The organism is Modestobacter sp. DSM 44400 (assembly GCF_900107175.1).
Classification (GTDB): domain Bacteria; phylum Actinomycetota; class Actinomycetes; order Mycobacteriales; family Geodermatophilaceae; genus Modestobacter.
In genome coordinates, this window is record NZ_FNOZ01000006.1 from 36,000 (window position 1) to 49,452 (window position 13,453).

Below are 13,453 nucleotides of genomic sequence, written 5' to 3' on the forward strand. Positions count from 1 at the left end.
GAAGTGGGACCGGTCGCCGTCTTCGCCTACCGGGACCTGGACTGAGAACGCCTGCAGCGGCGGCCCGGACGGCGAGCGCGGCGTGGGTGGTGTTGCCTGGGCGTCAGCTGTGCCACGGTGCTCCTCCAGTCCGTCCGCAGCCAGGAGGCCCCGGTGCCAGCCGTGGAGATGCACGGGGTGTCCAAGACCTACCGCCGGCGTGGCCGGCCGCCGCAGCGTGCCCTCGACGGGCTGGACCTGGTCGTCGAGGCCGGCGGGGTGCACGGCTTCCTCGGCCCCAACGGGTCGGGCAAGACCACGACCATCCGGGTGCTGCTGGGCCTGATCCGGCCGGACGCGGGCGAGGTACGGCTGCTGGACCGGCCCGTCCCCGCCGCCCTGCCGCAGGTGATCGGCAGCGTCGGCGCCCTCGTCGAGACCCCGCTGTTCTTCCCCGGCTTCTCCGGTCGGCTCAACCTCCGGCTGCTCGCCGACATCGCCGGCCTGCCCTACACCCGGGTCGACGAGGTGCTTGCCCTCGTCGACCTCACCGACCGGGCCGAGGACCGGGTCAAGGGCTACTCGCTGGGCATGAAACAGCGGCTGGGCATCGCCGCCGCCCTGCTCAAATCCCCCCGGCTGCTCGTCCTGGACGAGCCGAGCAACGGCCTGGACCCCGCCGGCATTCGGGACGTCCGGGAGCTCATCCGCAGACTCGGCCGCGACGGCTCGACCACGGTGCTGCTCTCCTCGCACCTGCTGGTCGAGATCGAGCAGGTCTGCGACCACGTGTCGATCATGGCCCGGGGCCGGCGGGTCGTGACCGGGCCGGTCGGTCAGGTGCTGGCCAGCCGCTCGTCCGGGGACGTGCGCGTGCGCGTTCCGCACCTCGCCGAGGCGGCGGCCGTTCTCACCGCAGCCGGGTTCGCGGTCAGCCCGGCCGACGGCGGGCTGCTGGTGCACGCCGTCCCCGCGCCGGGCGAGATCACCCGGGTGCTCGCCGAGCACGGTCACTACCTGGAGGAACTGACCCCGGTGACCGCCGACCTGGAGAGCGCCTTCCTCGAGCTCACGGCGGAGCCGGCATGACCACCGTCGCACCCGCCCGGCCCACCGTGGCCGACCCCGCCCCCGCCGGCGGCTTCGGCGGCCTGCTGCGGGCCGAGGCACACCGCTTCGTGTCCCGACGGTTCATCCGGGTGCTCCTGCTGCTCGCCGTCCTGGGCTGGATCGGCGCGGTCCTCCTCGCCCTGACCCAGTTCGGGTCGGTGACCCCGGAGCGCCTGGCCGAGGCCCGGGCGAGTGTGCAGGACGTCGTCGACGAGCAGGAGCAGTTCCGCCAGCAGTGCCTGGACGACCCGACCCGCCCGGCGGGCGTGGACGCCGACCTCCAGTGCGGGCCGCCGCTGCAGGCCTCGGACCTGCGGGTGGAGGACTTCCTGAACCCGCGGCCGTTCTCCCTCGGCGAGTTCGGCACCGGCGGAGCGGTCGCGGTCAGCGCCGCGACCGCCGTGCTGACCTTCCTCATCGGTGCGACGTTCGTCGGCGCGGAGTGGTCGACCCGGTCGATGGTGGCCATGCTGTTCTGGGAGCCGCGGCGCGGCCGGGTCATGCTGGCGAAGGCCGCTGTCGTGGCCGTAGCCTGCGTGGTGCTCGGGGTCGTGGCGCACGTGGCGTGGCTGGCCACCGCCGGAGGGCTCCAGTCCGCCGTCGGCGACGGCGCCGCCCTGCCCGACGGCTTCTGGCCCGAGCTGCTGGGCACCCAGGGTCGGGGGCTGCTGCTCGCGGTGCTCGCCGGGCTGCTCGGCTTCGGGCTGACCAACCTGACCCGCAACACCGGGGCGGCACTGGGTATCGGCTTCGTGTACTTCGCCGTCCTGGAGACCGCGGTGCGCGCGCTGAGCCCGATCTGGCAGCCGTGGCTGCTGACCAACGACGCGGCGGGACTGCTGGTGCCGGGTGGGCTGCGCCTGGTCCTGGACTGGAACCCGCCGGACGGCGCCGACTACAACAGCTGGTCACCGCCGGAGTACGTGTTGGCAAACCTGCAGTCGGGCATCTTCCTGTGCGTGGTCACCGCCGTCGTCGTGGCTGCCGGGGTCGGCGTCTTCGCCCGCCGGGATCTGCACTGAGGACGCCGACAGCCACCTCCGGAGACGGGGACGCGGTACTGGATGCCCGTCCCGGTGACCCAGGGGCAGCCCCCGGGTAGGGCGGAGCCATGGACACCACCACGCCCACACCCGCCAGCCGCACCGAGCTCCTGCGCCGTGCCCGGGAGCGCGGGATCAGCGGCCATACGAGCATGAGCAAGCAACAACTGGTGACCGCACTGCAGGTGGAACAGCCGCAGCCGGACGCCGCGGAGCTGGAATCCGGCGCCAAGCGGGCGGACGGACGGCGGGAGGTCGGCTCCCGGGTCGACGCCTTCACGGCTCTGGCGGCGGCCCGCGCGCGGGGTGAGATGGTGCTGATCCCCCGGATGCTCACCGGCAACGATCGCCGGATGCACGTCCGGGAGACCGTGCGGGAGGACCACGAGACCCGGATCGCCGGCCACAACGTGGAGGCCCGGCAGAAGTTCGACAAACTGGCCGGCTCGCTCTTCTCGTTCTTCCGCGGCACGAGCCTGCTCTTCTACCGCGACCTCGCCGGCGAGGACGCGCGGATGCCCACGGTGCTGGCCCTCGGGGACGTCCACCCGAGCAACTTCGGGGTGATGCCCAGCTCGGACAACGTGCCGATCTTCGGCGTCAACGACTTCGACGAGGCCTATTACGCGCCCTTCACCTGGGACCTCAAGCGTGGCGCCGTCGGCTTTCTGCTCGCCGCCGAGACCAAGGGCGAGCACGGGAGCAAGAAGCAGCGGGCGATCGCCGAGCGGTTCGTCCGCGGCTACATCGGAGGGATCGCCTCCTACGCCGCGGACGGGACCGAGTCCGGCGAGCAACTGCGGATGGACAACGCCCCGGCACTGATCGCCGACCTCATCGAGCGCGCCCTGGCCCGGAGCCGGGCCGAGTGGCTCGCCGGGGACTATCTCGACGACGCGCGGCGCGGCTTCCGCGCCACCGACCGGCTGATCCCGATCAGCAGCCGCCGGGAGGAGTTCCAGGGCCTGATCGACCGCTACGTCACCGACGACCAGCTGGCCGTGCCGGAGCGGGCCGGCCGGATGCGGGTCAAGGACGTCGCCGAGCGCAAGGGCGCCGGGACGGCGTCGCTGGGGTTGAGCCGCTACTACGTGCTGGTCGAAGGCCCCCAGGCCGACGGCACGGACGACCTGCTGCTGGAGATCAAGCAGGCCCGCCAGTCCGCGTTGTCGGGCCTGGTGCCCCCGACGGACTATGTCGTCGACGGCAAGGCGGACCGGATCCGGCACGCCCAGCGGGTGCATCTGGTCGACGGCGACATCTTCTACGGCAGCCTGGACTTCGAGGGCATGAGCTTCATGGTCCGGGAGCGGGCGCCCTACCGCGACGGCATCAGCCTGGGCAGCCTGTCCACCGGCGACTGGAAGGACTACGCCGAGATCTGCGGCCGCGTGCTGGCCCACACCCATGCCATGTCCGACGACACCGGGAACATCGACTACGACATCGAGCCGGCGATCCTGGACGCCATCGGCGGCCACGACCTGTTCGTCGACGACATGCTGCGCTTCGCCGAGGAGGCCGCCGCACGCGTGCGCATCGACCACTGGCACTTCGTCCGCGACCACGCCCTGGGGGCCTTCCGGAGCGTCGACGTCGTCTACCGCTGATGCGCCGGGGAGATGATCCGGTCATGAGTACCGCATTCCCGGCCGCGCTCCGGACGGCTACGCCGGACGACGCCCGGGGCATCGGCACCTGCCATCTCGCGTGCTGGCGGGAGACGTACACCGGTCTGCTCTCCCCGGCCTTCTTCGCCCGCCGCGACGAGAGCCGCTTCGCCGCGAACTGGCGGCGGGTGCTGGAGGACCCGCATGGCCAGACGGTGGTCGTCGCCGACGTCGACGGGGCGGTGGTCGGATTCGCCGCCGCCATCAGCCCCAGCCGGGACGACCCGCCGGTCCGCCCGCTGGAGCTGACCACGATCTACCTGCGCGCCGCCGCGCATGGCGGCGGACTGGGCCAGGCACTCCTCGGCTCCGTCCTGGGCGACCGGCCGGCCTCGCTGTGGGTGGCCGAGCAGAACCCGCGGGCGATCGCCTTCTACCGGCGCAACGGCTTCGCCCCCGATGGCGCCCGCACCGAACTGGATGGCGAGTGGGCGGGCGTCGCGGAGATCCGCCTGGTCCGCTGACCCCGGTCAGACGAACGGCCCCGCTCCGCACCACCAGGGTGCGGAGCGGGGCCGTCCGTCGCTCAGGTCAGTCGGTCAGCGGGTGGCACCCGCGGGCCGACGGGCCAGCGCGACACCCAGGCCGATCATGCCCAGCCCCAGCCCGAGGTGCAGCCAGTTGTCGGCGGTGTTGAGCGGCACGAAGTTGGCGGCGCTGTTCATGTCGATCACCAGCCCGTAGATCCACAGCACCAGGTAGATGACCCCGCCGCCGATCAGGTACGCGCGAGCGTTCGAGTCGGTGCGGGACATGGCGATCCCAGCCACGCCGTAGAGCAGGTGGACGATGTTGTGCAGCACCGAGACCTGGAAGACCCCAAGCAGCTGGGCCATCGAGTCGTGGCCGGCGAAGCTCATGTCGCCGTAGTTGGTCGTGATGCCGGGGATGAACCCGAGGACACCGACCAGCAGGAAGACCACGCCGACGACGCGGGCGGCCATGCGCAGCAGGTCGTTGTTGTGGGCTGGCGCGCGGCCAGCCTCCGAGTAGTTCGACACGACGTTCCTCTCCAGGGCACTGACGGACGACGGGGAAGCTGTCCCGCCCACAGGTCCCGATTCCCAGAACGGGAGCTTTCCAATCGCCCACAGTCGGGCCCTCCCCCATTCGAGTGAGCACTGGGTGCCCTAGCGTGGCGGAGTGGCCCGGGTCGTCGTCGTCGGCGCCGGGCTGGGTGGTCTGGCCGCGGCCGCCCGGCTGGCCGCGACGGGTCACGCGGTCACCGTCCTGGAGCAGGCTCCGCAGGTCGGCGGCAAGCTCGGCTGGTACGCCCGCGACGGCCACGGCTTCGACACCGGCCCCAGCCTGATCACCCTCCCGCAGGTGCTCGAGGAGCTGTTCGCTGCGACCGGGGCACCACTGTCCGACGTCCTGGAGCTGCGGCGGCTGGACACCGCGGTCGGTTATCGCTTCGCCGACGGCATCCGGCTGTCGATGCCCGGCCGGCTCGACGCCGTCCCGGCTGCCCTGGACGACGCCCTGGGCGGCGGCGCGGGCGCCCAGTGGTCGGCCCTCCTGGAGCGGGCCGCGACGATGTGGGGGGTGACCGAGGAGCCCTTCCTGCGTTCCCCGCTCGCCGGTCCGGCGACGCTGCTGCGGCTGGCCCGGGATGCCTCCGACCTGGCCACCATCGCGCCGTGGCTGTCGCTGCGGCAGCTGGGTGCGCGGTACCTGACCGACCCGCGGCTGCGGATGCTGCTGGACCGCTACGCCACCTACTCCGGTTCCGACCCGCGGCGCACCCCTGCCGCGCTGGCCACCGTGCCCTACGCCGAGCAGGCGTTCGGGTCCTGGTACGTGCCCGGCGGGCTGCGCCGGCTGGTCGAGGCGGTGGCCGCCCGGGCGGTGCAGCGGGGGGCGACCCTGCGCACCGACGCACCCGTGGTCGAGGTCCTGCTCAGCGGCGGTCGGGCCGCCGGGGTGCGGCTGGCCGACGGCGAACGGGTGCCCGCCGACGTGGTGGTCTGCAACGCCGACGCCGCCGCGCTGTACCGCGACCTGCTCCCGGCCCAGGCGCCGGTGCGCCGCGCCCGGGCCGCGCTGCGCCGGGTCACCCCGTCGTCCTCGGGGTTCGTGCTGCTGCTGGCGCTGCGCGGCCGGACGCCTGGCCTGGCGCACCACACCGTGCTGTTCCCCGCGGACTACGACGCCGAGTTCGACGCGCTCTTCGGCACCCGCACCCACCGGCCGCATCCGGTGGCCGACCCGGCCGTCTACGTCAGCGCCCCCGACGACCCGGCCACCCGCCCGGACGCCCACAGCGAGTCCTGCTTCGTGCTGGTCAACGCACCGCGACACGACCCCGGGCGGGGGGTGGACTGGACGGCGCCCGGGCTGGCCGACCGGCACGCCGACGCGGTGCTCGCGACGATGGCCCGCCGCGGGCTCGACGTCCGGGACCGGATGCGCTGGCGGGTGGTGCGCACCCCCGCCGACCTGGCCCGGGAGACCGGCAGCGTCGGTGGGTCGATCTACGGCACCTCCAGCAACGGCGCCCGGGCGGCCTTCCTGCGCCCCGGCAACGCCGCCGCCCTGCCCGGCCTCTTCCTCGTCGGCGGCTCCGCGCATCCGGGCGGTGGACTGCCGCTGGTCACCCTGTCCGCACAGATCGTGGCGGGGCTGATCGGCCCGGCCTGACCCGTCGTCAGCGGGCGGCCGGCGCGGTGTCCGGCAGCGAGACGGAGTCGTTCACCACCTTGAACGCGGTCCGGACGCCCGCCAGGTCCCTACTGGAGGCCAGCAGGACGCTGAGCAGGATCCGGGCCTTACGGCCGTCGAGGAACCCGGCCGGGATGAGCCCGCGGGACAGCAGGTTGCGCTCGGACCCGGGGAAGCCGTAGGTGCGCCGCAAACGCCTCCCCACCACCGGTCCGGGAGGCCAGCACGACCGGCAGGTGCGAGGCGAGTTCGGCCAGCGCCGGGACGACGGGCGCAGGCACGTGGCCCCCGCCGAAGGCCTCCAGCACCAGCCCCGCGTACCCCGAGGCCGCCAGGTGCGCGAGCAGCCGGGAATCGTCACCGAGCACAGAGGTGAGCAGAGCGACGGGCGGCACCGCACCGCCGTCCAGCGCGTAGGGGACGCCCGCCAGCGCCGGCAGGCGGAACGCTATCCGGGGACGGCCCTCCACGAGCCAGCCCAGTGGGCCGGCGGTGACCGAGCGGAAGGTGGCCGGGTTGGACGTGTGGGTCTTGCGCACGAAGCGCGCCGCGTGCACCTCGTCGTTGACCACGACGACGGTGCCCAGCCCCGCGGCGGCTGGGGCCGCGGCCACCTGGACCGCCGCCAGGAGGTTGGCCGGCCCGTCCGGACCGGCCAGGGTCGGATTGCGCATGGCGCCGGTGACCACCACCGGCGGGTTCCGGCCCACCAGCAGATCGAGAGCGAAGGACGTCTCCTGGATCGGTGCAGAAGTCATGCCGAGAATGCTGTCGTCCGGACGGCGCCGGCCACATCGGGAAGGACCCTGAGCCGACCCCGACCGCACCCTGAGAACGCCGGAGATCCGCCGTCCTCCCGGGTGCGGAGGTCGTCAGCCCCGCGCAGCGCCCAGCCCCAGCACGGCCGCCAGCCCCAGCGCGCTGCGCGGCGCGTACGGGCCGCGCCACAGGCCGCCGTGCGCCGCCGCGTGCGCCTCGTCCTGCCACGGGTGGGCGTGCACCGGACCCCCGCCGGTCTGCAGGTCGTGCACCAGCAGCGCGGCCATCAGCACGTTGGACGTCGCCGGTTCGAACACCTCGACGCCGAACCGGTCCGCACCGGCGTAGGCCGCGGCCAGCGCCCGGTTCTTCACCACCGACCGGGTGCGGGTCGGCGGGGCGACGTTCATCGACACGGTGCTGCCGCCGTCCCGGGCGACCGAGGCCCGCCAGCGCTGCAGCCGCTTGGCCAGCGCGTAGTTCGGCCCCTGCTGCGGCACCAGGCTGTCGCTGATGCCCGGGTCGGCGCCAGGCACGTACGCCCGGCGCAGCAGCCGGCCGGCCGACAGGGTGCGCAGCGGCCGGCCGAGCAGCTTCCCCGTCCGGGAGCGGTTCGCGTAGGCCGCCACCGAGGCGGCCACCGCCTCCCCGGGGACGACGAACACGTCGGTCGGGGTGGCCAGGAAGGCCAGCGCGACGTCCGGGCGCTGGGCCTGCAGCCGCAGGGTGAGCGCGTCGACGGCCATCGAGACGCGCACGTTGGTGGCGCCGTCGGCGTACACGTAGTTGCCCAGCACCGGGGCACCGGGCAGGTCGACCAGCCAGTCGGCGACCTCGGGCACCTCGCTGACCAGGTCCGCGCCTGCGCGGGTGGCCAGGTCGCCGAGATCTTCGGCGGCGGGTACCAGCAGCGTGCCCGCGCCCCGCCGGCCGGTCTCCAGCACCCGCTGCCACAGCGCCGGGCGCGGCAGGTCGACGCCGGCGACCGTGGCGCCCCAGCGCAGCAGCGCGGTCAGCGGGCCCATCTCGGCACCGGCGCCGAGCACGGTCACGGTTCTGCCCGGAAGCGCGAGCCACTCCGGGTGCGCGGCAACGGTGCGCACCGCCTCGGCGCAGCTAGGCTCGACGACTCCGGCGGCGATCCAGGCGTCCAGCCGGCGGAACAGGTCGTCCCCACTCAGCCGCGAGCCGCGGTAGGGCAGGGTGAACTCCCGCTCGGGCTCGGCGGTGCCGGTCACCTGCTCGGTGCGCAGCGCCCGGGCCGGCGGTGCGGACCGCAGGGTGCCCAGCTCGGCCTCCCCGTCGGCGGTGGCGACCCGCATCCGGGCGTGCAGCGAGTCCAGGCCGGCGTCGGCGATGGCCAGCGCGGCCTCCCGGGACGCCAGCCCGGCCTCGACCGTGCGGCGCATGTGCGACAGGTAGCCCGCCCGCCAGTTGGTCTCCTGCTCGGCCGCCCGGGCACCGGTGGGGTCGACCGGGTGAAGCGCGGCGGCGACCACGGCCCGGCCCACGGTCGCGGTGCTCCGCCGGCCGTCGGGGCCGGCGGGGAAGACGACCCCGCGCTCGTCGCCGGCCATCAGTCGACCACCGTCGGTGGCACGTCGACCGGAGCACCGGCCTCCAGCCAGCGCAGCAGCGTCCGGACGGCGAAGCCCGTGCCGCCCTTGACCACCTCGGCGTCATCGCTGCCGGCGCGGGCCGGCCCGGCGACGTCCAGGTGCGCCCATGGCAGGCCCCCGGTGAACGGCTGGAGGAACAGCGCCGCGGTGGTGGACCCGGGATTGCCGGGGGCGTTGTTCGCGTCGGCGACCGGGGAGTCCAGCAGCGGGCCGAGGGAGGCGACGTGTTCCTCGCCCAGCGGCATCCGCCAGAACCGTTCCCCGGTGTGCGCGCCGGCGGTGAGCAGCGCGTCGGCCAGCCCGTCGCTGGTGGCGTACAGCCCGGCCGTCTTCGCGCCCAGGGCGGTCTTCATGGCCCCCGTGAGGGTGGCGACGTCGACCAGTGCGGTGGCACCGAGCTCGAGGTGGGCATGCGCCAGGGCGTCGGCGAGCACCATCCGGCCCTCGGCGTCGGTGTTCCGCACCTCCGTCGTCCGGCCGCCGACGTGCCGGACCACGTCGCCGGGCCGATAGCTGGCGCCCCCCAGGTGGTTTTCCGCGGCGGCGACCACGGCGGTGACCGCACCGGGCAGCCCGAGCCGGGCGGCGGCGTCCACGGCGGCGAGCACCGCGGCGCCGCCGGCCATGTCGGTCTTCATCTCCCGCATGCCGGCGTTGGTCTTGACCGAGATGCCGCCGGTGTCGAACGTGATGCCCTTCCCGACCAGCACCGGGTGCGCGGCACCGGCGGCCGGCGGGCGGTAGGTGGTCACGACGACCCGCGGCGGGGACGCCGATCCCCCACCCACGGCGAGCACACCGCCGAAGCCCCCGGCCCGCAGCTCGTCCGGACCCAGCACGGTCACCGTCACGTGCGCCAGCCCGCCGAGCCGGCCGAGTGCCTGCTCGGCCAGCCAGGCCGGGTCCTTGGTGTTACTGGCGGTGTTGACCAGGTCGCGGGCCCAGGCGACGGACTCCGCGGTGACCTGCCCGGCGTGCGCGGCGGCGGCGACGGCCGGGTCGGCGGCGTCGGCGGCCACCACGGTGACCTCGGCCAGCCGGGGCGGGTGCGCGGTGGAGGTGTCCCGGAAGCGATAGCCGGCCAGCAGCACGGTCTCCACCGCGGCGCGCACCTCATCGGCGCCGGCCGGGGCGACCACGGTGTCCACGGGCAGCACGAGCCGGCGGGCGCCGTGCTCGGCCAGCGTCTGCGCGCGGCGGACCGCCACGGCCACGTAGGAGCGCAGGTCGGCCAGGGTGGCGTCGCCGGTGCCGACCGCGACCACGCTGCGCGGGCGCCGTCCGGGGACCGGCACGTTGGTGATGCCCCCGGGCTTGCCGCCGTTGCCGGTGTCGGCCAGCGCGCCGGCCAGCAGCCCGGCGTCGACCGGGGCGGCAGTGCCCGGCGCGGGCTCGGTCAGCCAGGCCGGGAGTGCCCCGGAGGCGCCGACCGGCACGGCGAGGACGTCGTCCTCACCCAATGCGGGGAGGTCGGCGACGAGGTCGACCCGCGGGAACGGCGCGGCCCCGGTCGCCGGCGTGTTGCCGGCGGCCGGGGCCGTGACGTCGTTCGCGGGGCTGCCCGGGGGCAGGCTCGCGTCGGGGTTCAGCTGGTCGCGCCCTTCAGGGCCTCGGAGAGGGCGGCCGCCTCGTCGGGGGACAGCTCGACGACCAGCCGGCCGCCACCCTCCAGCGGAACGCGCATGACCAGGCCACGGCCCTCCTTGGTGACCTCGAGGGGACCTTCACCCGTGCGCGGCTTCATGGCCGCCATGCGTGCCTCCTTCGCCGGCCACCCGCTGGCCAGGGTGGCCGCGGTGTGGCATTCCTTCAGTGCGAGATCCGCGTCGTGCCAGAGCTCTCCGGCCAATGATCCCGTATCCGTCGACGTTCGACCAACCTGGCCTCCGGTTGTCAGCCTCCGGAGTGGTCCGGCTCACTCGCCCGGAAGCACGGAACGACGTGGTCGTCGACCATCCCGGTCGCCTGCATGAGCGCGTAGGCCGTGGTCGGCCCGACGAACGAGAACCCCCGACGCTTGAGGTCCTTGGCCAGTGCGACGGACTCCGGACTGGTCGCCGGCACGTCGGCCATCGTCTGCGGGCGGTGCCGCGGCCCGGTCGGCGCGAAGGACCACAGCAGTTCGGACAGGCCGCCGGGCACCTGCCGGGCGGCCCGGGCGTTGCCGACGGCGGCGGTGATCTTGGCGCGGTTGCGGACGATGCCCGAGTCGGCCATCAGCCGCTCGACGTCGTCGGCGGTGAAGTCGGCGACCGCATCGATGGCGAACCCGACGAACGCGGCCCGGAAGGCAGGCCGCTTGCGCAGGATCGTGATCCAGGACAACCCGGACTGGAAGGCCTCCAGGCAGACCCGCTCGAACAGGGCGTCATCCCCGCGCAGCGGGGTGCCCCACTCCTCGTCGTGGTAGCGCACGTACTCCGGGGCGCTGGTCGCCCACCCGCACCGCTGGACGCTCACCGGGTCGGCCACGGGCGACGAGACTAGCGTTGCCGATCGTGCGCGTGTTGATCACCGGAGGGGCGGGCTTCATCGGCTCGCACGTCGTCACTGCCTACCGCGAGGCCGGTCACGAGGTCCGGGTGCTGGACGCCCTGCTCCCCGCCGTCCACCCGCCCTACCCCGACGGCGTGCCCGGGCTGGCCGACGTCGACCTGGTGGTCGGCGACGTCCGCGACCCCTCGACGGTGGACCGGGCACTGGACGGGATCGACGCCGTCTGCCACCAGGCCGCGATGGTCGGCCTGGGCGTCGACGTGCAGGACATGCCCGACTACGCCGGCATCAACGACCTCGGGACGGCGGTGCTGCTGGCCGCCATGGACCGGGCGGACGTCGGCCGGCTGGTGCTGGCCAGCTCGATGGTCGTCTACGGCGAGGGCCGCTACGAATGCCCCGAGCACGGCGTCGTCCCGGCCGCCCCGCGCCGGCGCAGCGACCTGGACGCCGGCCGCTTCGACCCGCCCTGCCCGATGTGCGGGCGGCAGCTGACCTGGGGCGAGGTCGGCGAGGACACCCCACTGGACCCGCGCAACACCTACGCGGCGACCAAGCTGGCCCAGGAGCACCTGGCGGCCGCCTGGGCGCGCTCGACCGGCGGCGGGGCCATCGCGCTGCGCTACCACAACGTCTACGGCCCGCACATGCCCCGCGACACCCCCTACGCCGGGGTGGCATCCATCTTCCGGTCGGCGCTGGAGGGCGGCCGGGCGCCGTCGGTGTTCGAGGACGGCGGTCAGCAGCGGGACTTCGTGCACGTCACCGACGTCGCGCAGGCCAACCTGCGGTCTCTGGAGGCGACTCCCCCGGATTCCGCGCTGCGCGCCTACAACGTCGCCTCCGGAGTGCCGCACACGGTGGGCGACATGGCGTCGGCACTGGCCGGGGCGTTCGGCGGACCGGCCCCGGTGGTCACCGGGGAGTACCGGATCGGCGACGTCCGTCACGTGGTGGCCAGCCCGCTGCGCGCGGAGACCGAACTGGGCTACGCGGCGCGGGTGTCCTTCGCCGACGGGATGCGCGAGTTCGCCACCGCCCCCCTGCGCCCAGCCCCCTGACGTCCGCCGAGGGCCGAAATGGCCATTTTGGCCCTCCTCAGGGGACGGCCGCGTCGACGTCGCCGAACTCGGACGCCGTGCTGCGGACGGCGTTGCGGCGGGTGGCCAGCACGCAGCCGGCCAGGATCAGCGGCAGGCCGACGGCCAGGCCGAGGGTGAACGGCTCGTCGAGCAGCAGCACGCCGAGCAGGACGGCGACCGCCGGGTTGACGAAGGTGATGACCAGCGCCCGCTGCGGGCCGGCCTCCCGGATCAGCGCGAAGAAGAGCGCCAGGGCCAGGGCGGTGCAGACCACGCCGAGCGCGGCGACCGACACCAGCGCCGAACCGGAAGCCCTGCCCACCTCGCCCAGCCGGGGGACGGCGAAGGGTGCGTAGACCACGGCGGTGACGACCAGGGCGAACGCGCTCGCCGCCACCCCCGGCACGTCGGGCAGCTTGCGGCTGATGACCATCGGTGCGGTGGCGTAGCCGATGACGACAACGGCGACCGCGGCGATGGCAGTGAGCTGGGCGCCGCCGACGTCCAGGCCGAGCAGGATGAGGATGCCGGCGACGCCGAGCAGCATGCCCAGCACCCGCAGCGGTGATAGCCGGTCGCCCTCACCGGCCAGCCGGGCGGCCAGCGCGGCCACGAAGGGCACGCCGGCCACCAGCAGCCCGGTGAGCGAGCTGGACAGCGACTGCTCGGCCCAGGACAGCAGCAGCCACGGGCCGGTCATCTCCAGCACGGTGAACACCAGCAGCCACCGCCAGTGCCGCAGCACCAGGCGGAGCTGCCCGCGGGCCAGCGTCCAGGGCACCAGCAGCGCGGCCCCGACCAGGCAGCGGGCGAAGACCACGACCACCGGGGAGAGCTCCCCGACCGCGACCTTGATCAGCAGGTAGGGCACACCCCAGATCACCGACAGGACGGCGAACAGCAGCCATCCCCGCCGGCTCATGCCTGCACCGCCGTCGTCCGCACGCTCACCGGCCCATCATCGCCGACCGCACCGACGCCTTCCGCAACGCCCGCTTTCGGCGCCGAAAGCGGGCGCCCGCTTTCGGCGCCGA

At 74.3% G+C, this 13,453-nt stretch carries 13 protein-coding genes; 6 read left to right on the forward strand and 7 right to left on the reverse strand.

All coding sequences use genetic code 11. The features are described from left to right. Positions 1 to 153 precede the first annotated feature (153 nt). From BLW04_RS05985 to BLW04_RS06000, 4 genes are all read left to right on the forward strand, one after another. Positions 154 to 1,068, forward strand: coding sequence for an ABC transporter ATP-binding protein (locus BLW04_RS05985; RefSeq protein WP_091537962.1), 915 nt, complete (start codon positions 154 to 156; stop codon positions 1,066 to 1,068). After that, positions 1,065 to 2,111, forward strand: a complete 1,047-nt coding sequence (locus BLW04_RS05990) for an ABC transporter permease subunit (protein WP_091537869.1) — start codon at positions 1,065 to 1,067, stop codon at positions 2,109 to 2,111. Before BLW04_RS05985 ends, BLW04_RS05990 begins: the two co-directional genes overlap by 4 nt. Before the next feature lie 89 nt (positions 2,112 to 2,200). Next, positions 2,201 to 3,742 carry a DUF2252 domain-containing protein gene (locus BLW04_RS05995; RefSeq protein WP_175483915.1) on the forward strand — a complete coding sequence of 514 codons (1,542 nt, stop codon included), beginning with the start codon at positions 2,201 to 2,203 and terminating at the stop codon, positions 3,740 to 3,742. Between the two features lie 23 nt (positions 3,743 to 3,765). After that, positions 3,766 to 4,266, forward strand: a complete 501-nt coding sequence (locus BLW04_RS06000; RefSeq protein WP_091537870.1) for a GNAT family N-acetyltransferase — start codon at positions 3,766 to 3,768, stop codon at positions 4,264 to 4,266. Positions 4,267 to 4,341: 75 nt separating this feature from the next. Here BLW04_RS06000 and BLW04_RS06005 read toward each other — a convergent pair whose 3' ends face one another. Further along, positions 4,342 to 4,803, reverse strand: a complete 462-nt coding sequence (locus BLW04_RS06005) for a DUF4383 domain-containing protein (RefSeq protein ID WP_217630867.1) — start codon at positions 4,801 to 4,803, stop codon at positions 4,342 to 4,344. A gap of 142 nt (positions 4,804 to 4,945) precedes the next feature. On the opposite strand from BLW04_RS06005, the gene BLW04_RS06010 reads away from it, so the two are divergent. After that, positions 4,946 to 6,442, forward strand: coding sequence for a phytoene desaturase family protein (locus BLW04_RS06010; RefSeq protein ID WP_091537871.1), 1,497 nt, complete (start codon positions 4,946 to 4,948; stop codon positions 6,440 to 6,442). Positions 6,443 to 6,570: 128 nt separating this feature from the next. Here the strand turns inward: BLW04_RS06010 and BLW04_RS06015 are convergent, their stop codons facing one another. The 5 genes from BLW04_RS06015 to BLW04_RS06035 all read right to left on the reverse strand — a co-directional run bounded on the left by BLW04_RS06015 (position 6,571) and on the right by BLW04_RS06035 (position 11,313). Further along, positions 6,571 to 7,221, reverse strand: a complete 651-nt coding sequence (locus BLW04_RS06015) for an asparaginase domain-containing protein (RefSeq protein WP_217630868.1) — start codon at positions 7,219 to 7,221, stop codon at positions 6,571 to 6,573. Positions 7,222 to 7,335: 114 nt separating this feature from the next. Next, on the reverse strand, positions 7,336 to 8,799 hold the full coding sequence (locus BLW04_RS06020; RefSeq protein WP_091537872.1) for a hypothetical protein: 1,464 nt from the start codon (positions 8,797 to 8,799) through the stop codon (positions 7,336 to 7,338). After that, positions 8,799 to 10,301 (reverse strand): leucyl aminopeptidase family protein, encoded by a 1,503-nt coding sequence (locus tag BLW04_RS06025; protein WP_254781113.1) that lies wholly within the window; start codon positions 10,299 to 10,301, stop codon positions 8,799 to 8,801. Before BLW04_RS06025 ends, BLW04_RS06020 begins: the two co-directional genes overlap by 1 nt. A 125-nt stretch (positions 10,302 to 10,426) precedes the next feature. Beyond that, positions 10,427 to 10,594, reverse strand: coding sequence for a DUF3117 domain-containing protein (locus BLW04_RS06030; protein ID WP_012947303.1), 168 nt, complete (start codon positions 10,592 to 10,594; stop codon positions 10,427 to 10,429). Positions 10,595 to 10,734: 140 nt separating this feature from the next. Next, entirely contained in the window at positions 10,735 to 11,313 is a 579-nt protein-coding gene (locus BLW04_RS06035) for a DNA-3-methyladenine glycosylase I (protein WP_091537873.1), read from the reverse strand. A 26-nt stretch (positions 11,314 to 11,339) separates the two neighbouring features. Between BLW04_RS06035 and BLW04_RS06040 the strand changes: the two genes are divergently transcribed. After that, the gene (locus BLW04_RS06040; RefSeq protein ID WP_091537966.1) at positions 11,340 to 12,398 is read left to right on the forward strand and encodes an NAD-dependent epimerase/dehydratase family protein; all 1,059 of its coding nucleotides are present in this window, start codon (positions 11,340 to 11,342) and stop codon (positions 12,396 to 12,398) included. A gap of 37 nt (positions 12,399 to 12,435) precedes the next feature. Here the strand turns inward: BLW04_RS06040 and BLW04_RS06045 are convergent, their stop codons facing one another. Continuing rightward, positions 12,436 to 13,341 carry a DMT family transporter gene (locus BLW04_RS06045; protein ID WP_091537874.1) on the reverse strand — a complete coding sequence of 302 codons (906 nt, stop codon included), beginning with the start codon at positions 13,339 to 13,341 and terminating at the stop codon, positions 12,436 to 12,438. Between the last annotated feature and the right edge of the window lie 112 nt (positions 13,342 to 13,453).

Bases quoted from the DNA above. Each gene is read 5' to 3' on its own strand.
- BLW04_RS05990 (WP_091537869.1), top strand. From the start codon at position 1,065: ATGACCACCGTCGCACCCGCCCGGCCCACCGTGGCCGACCCCGCCCCC.
- BLW04_RS05995 (WP_175483915.1), top strand. From the start codon at position 2,201: ATGGACACCACCACGCCCACACCCGCCAGCCGCACCGAGCTCCTGCGC.
- BLW04_RS06000 (WP_091537870.1), top strand. From the start codon at position 3,766: ATGAGTACCGCATTCCCGGCCGCGCTCCGGACGGCTACGCCGGACGAC.
- BLW04_RS06015 (WP_217630868.1), bottom strand. From the start codon at position 7,221: ATGACTTCTGCACCGATCCAGGAGACGTCCTTCGCTCTCGATCTGCTG.
- BLW04_RS06020 (WP_091537872.1), bottom strand. From the start codon at position 8,799: ATGGCCGGCGACGAGCGCGGGGTCGTCTTCCCCGCCGGCCCCGACGGC.
- BLW04_RS06030 (WP_012947303.1), bottom strand. From the start codon at position 10,594: ATGGCGGCCATGAAGCCGCGCACGGGTGAAGGTCCCCTCGAGGTCACC.
- BLW04_RS06045 (WP_091537874.1), bottom strand. From the start codon at position 13,341: ATGAGCCGGCGGGGATGGCTGCTGTTCGCCGTCCTGTCGGTGATCTGG.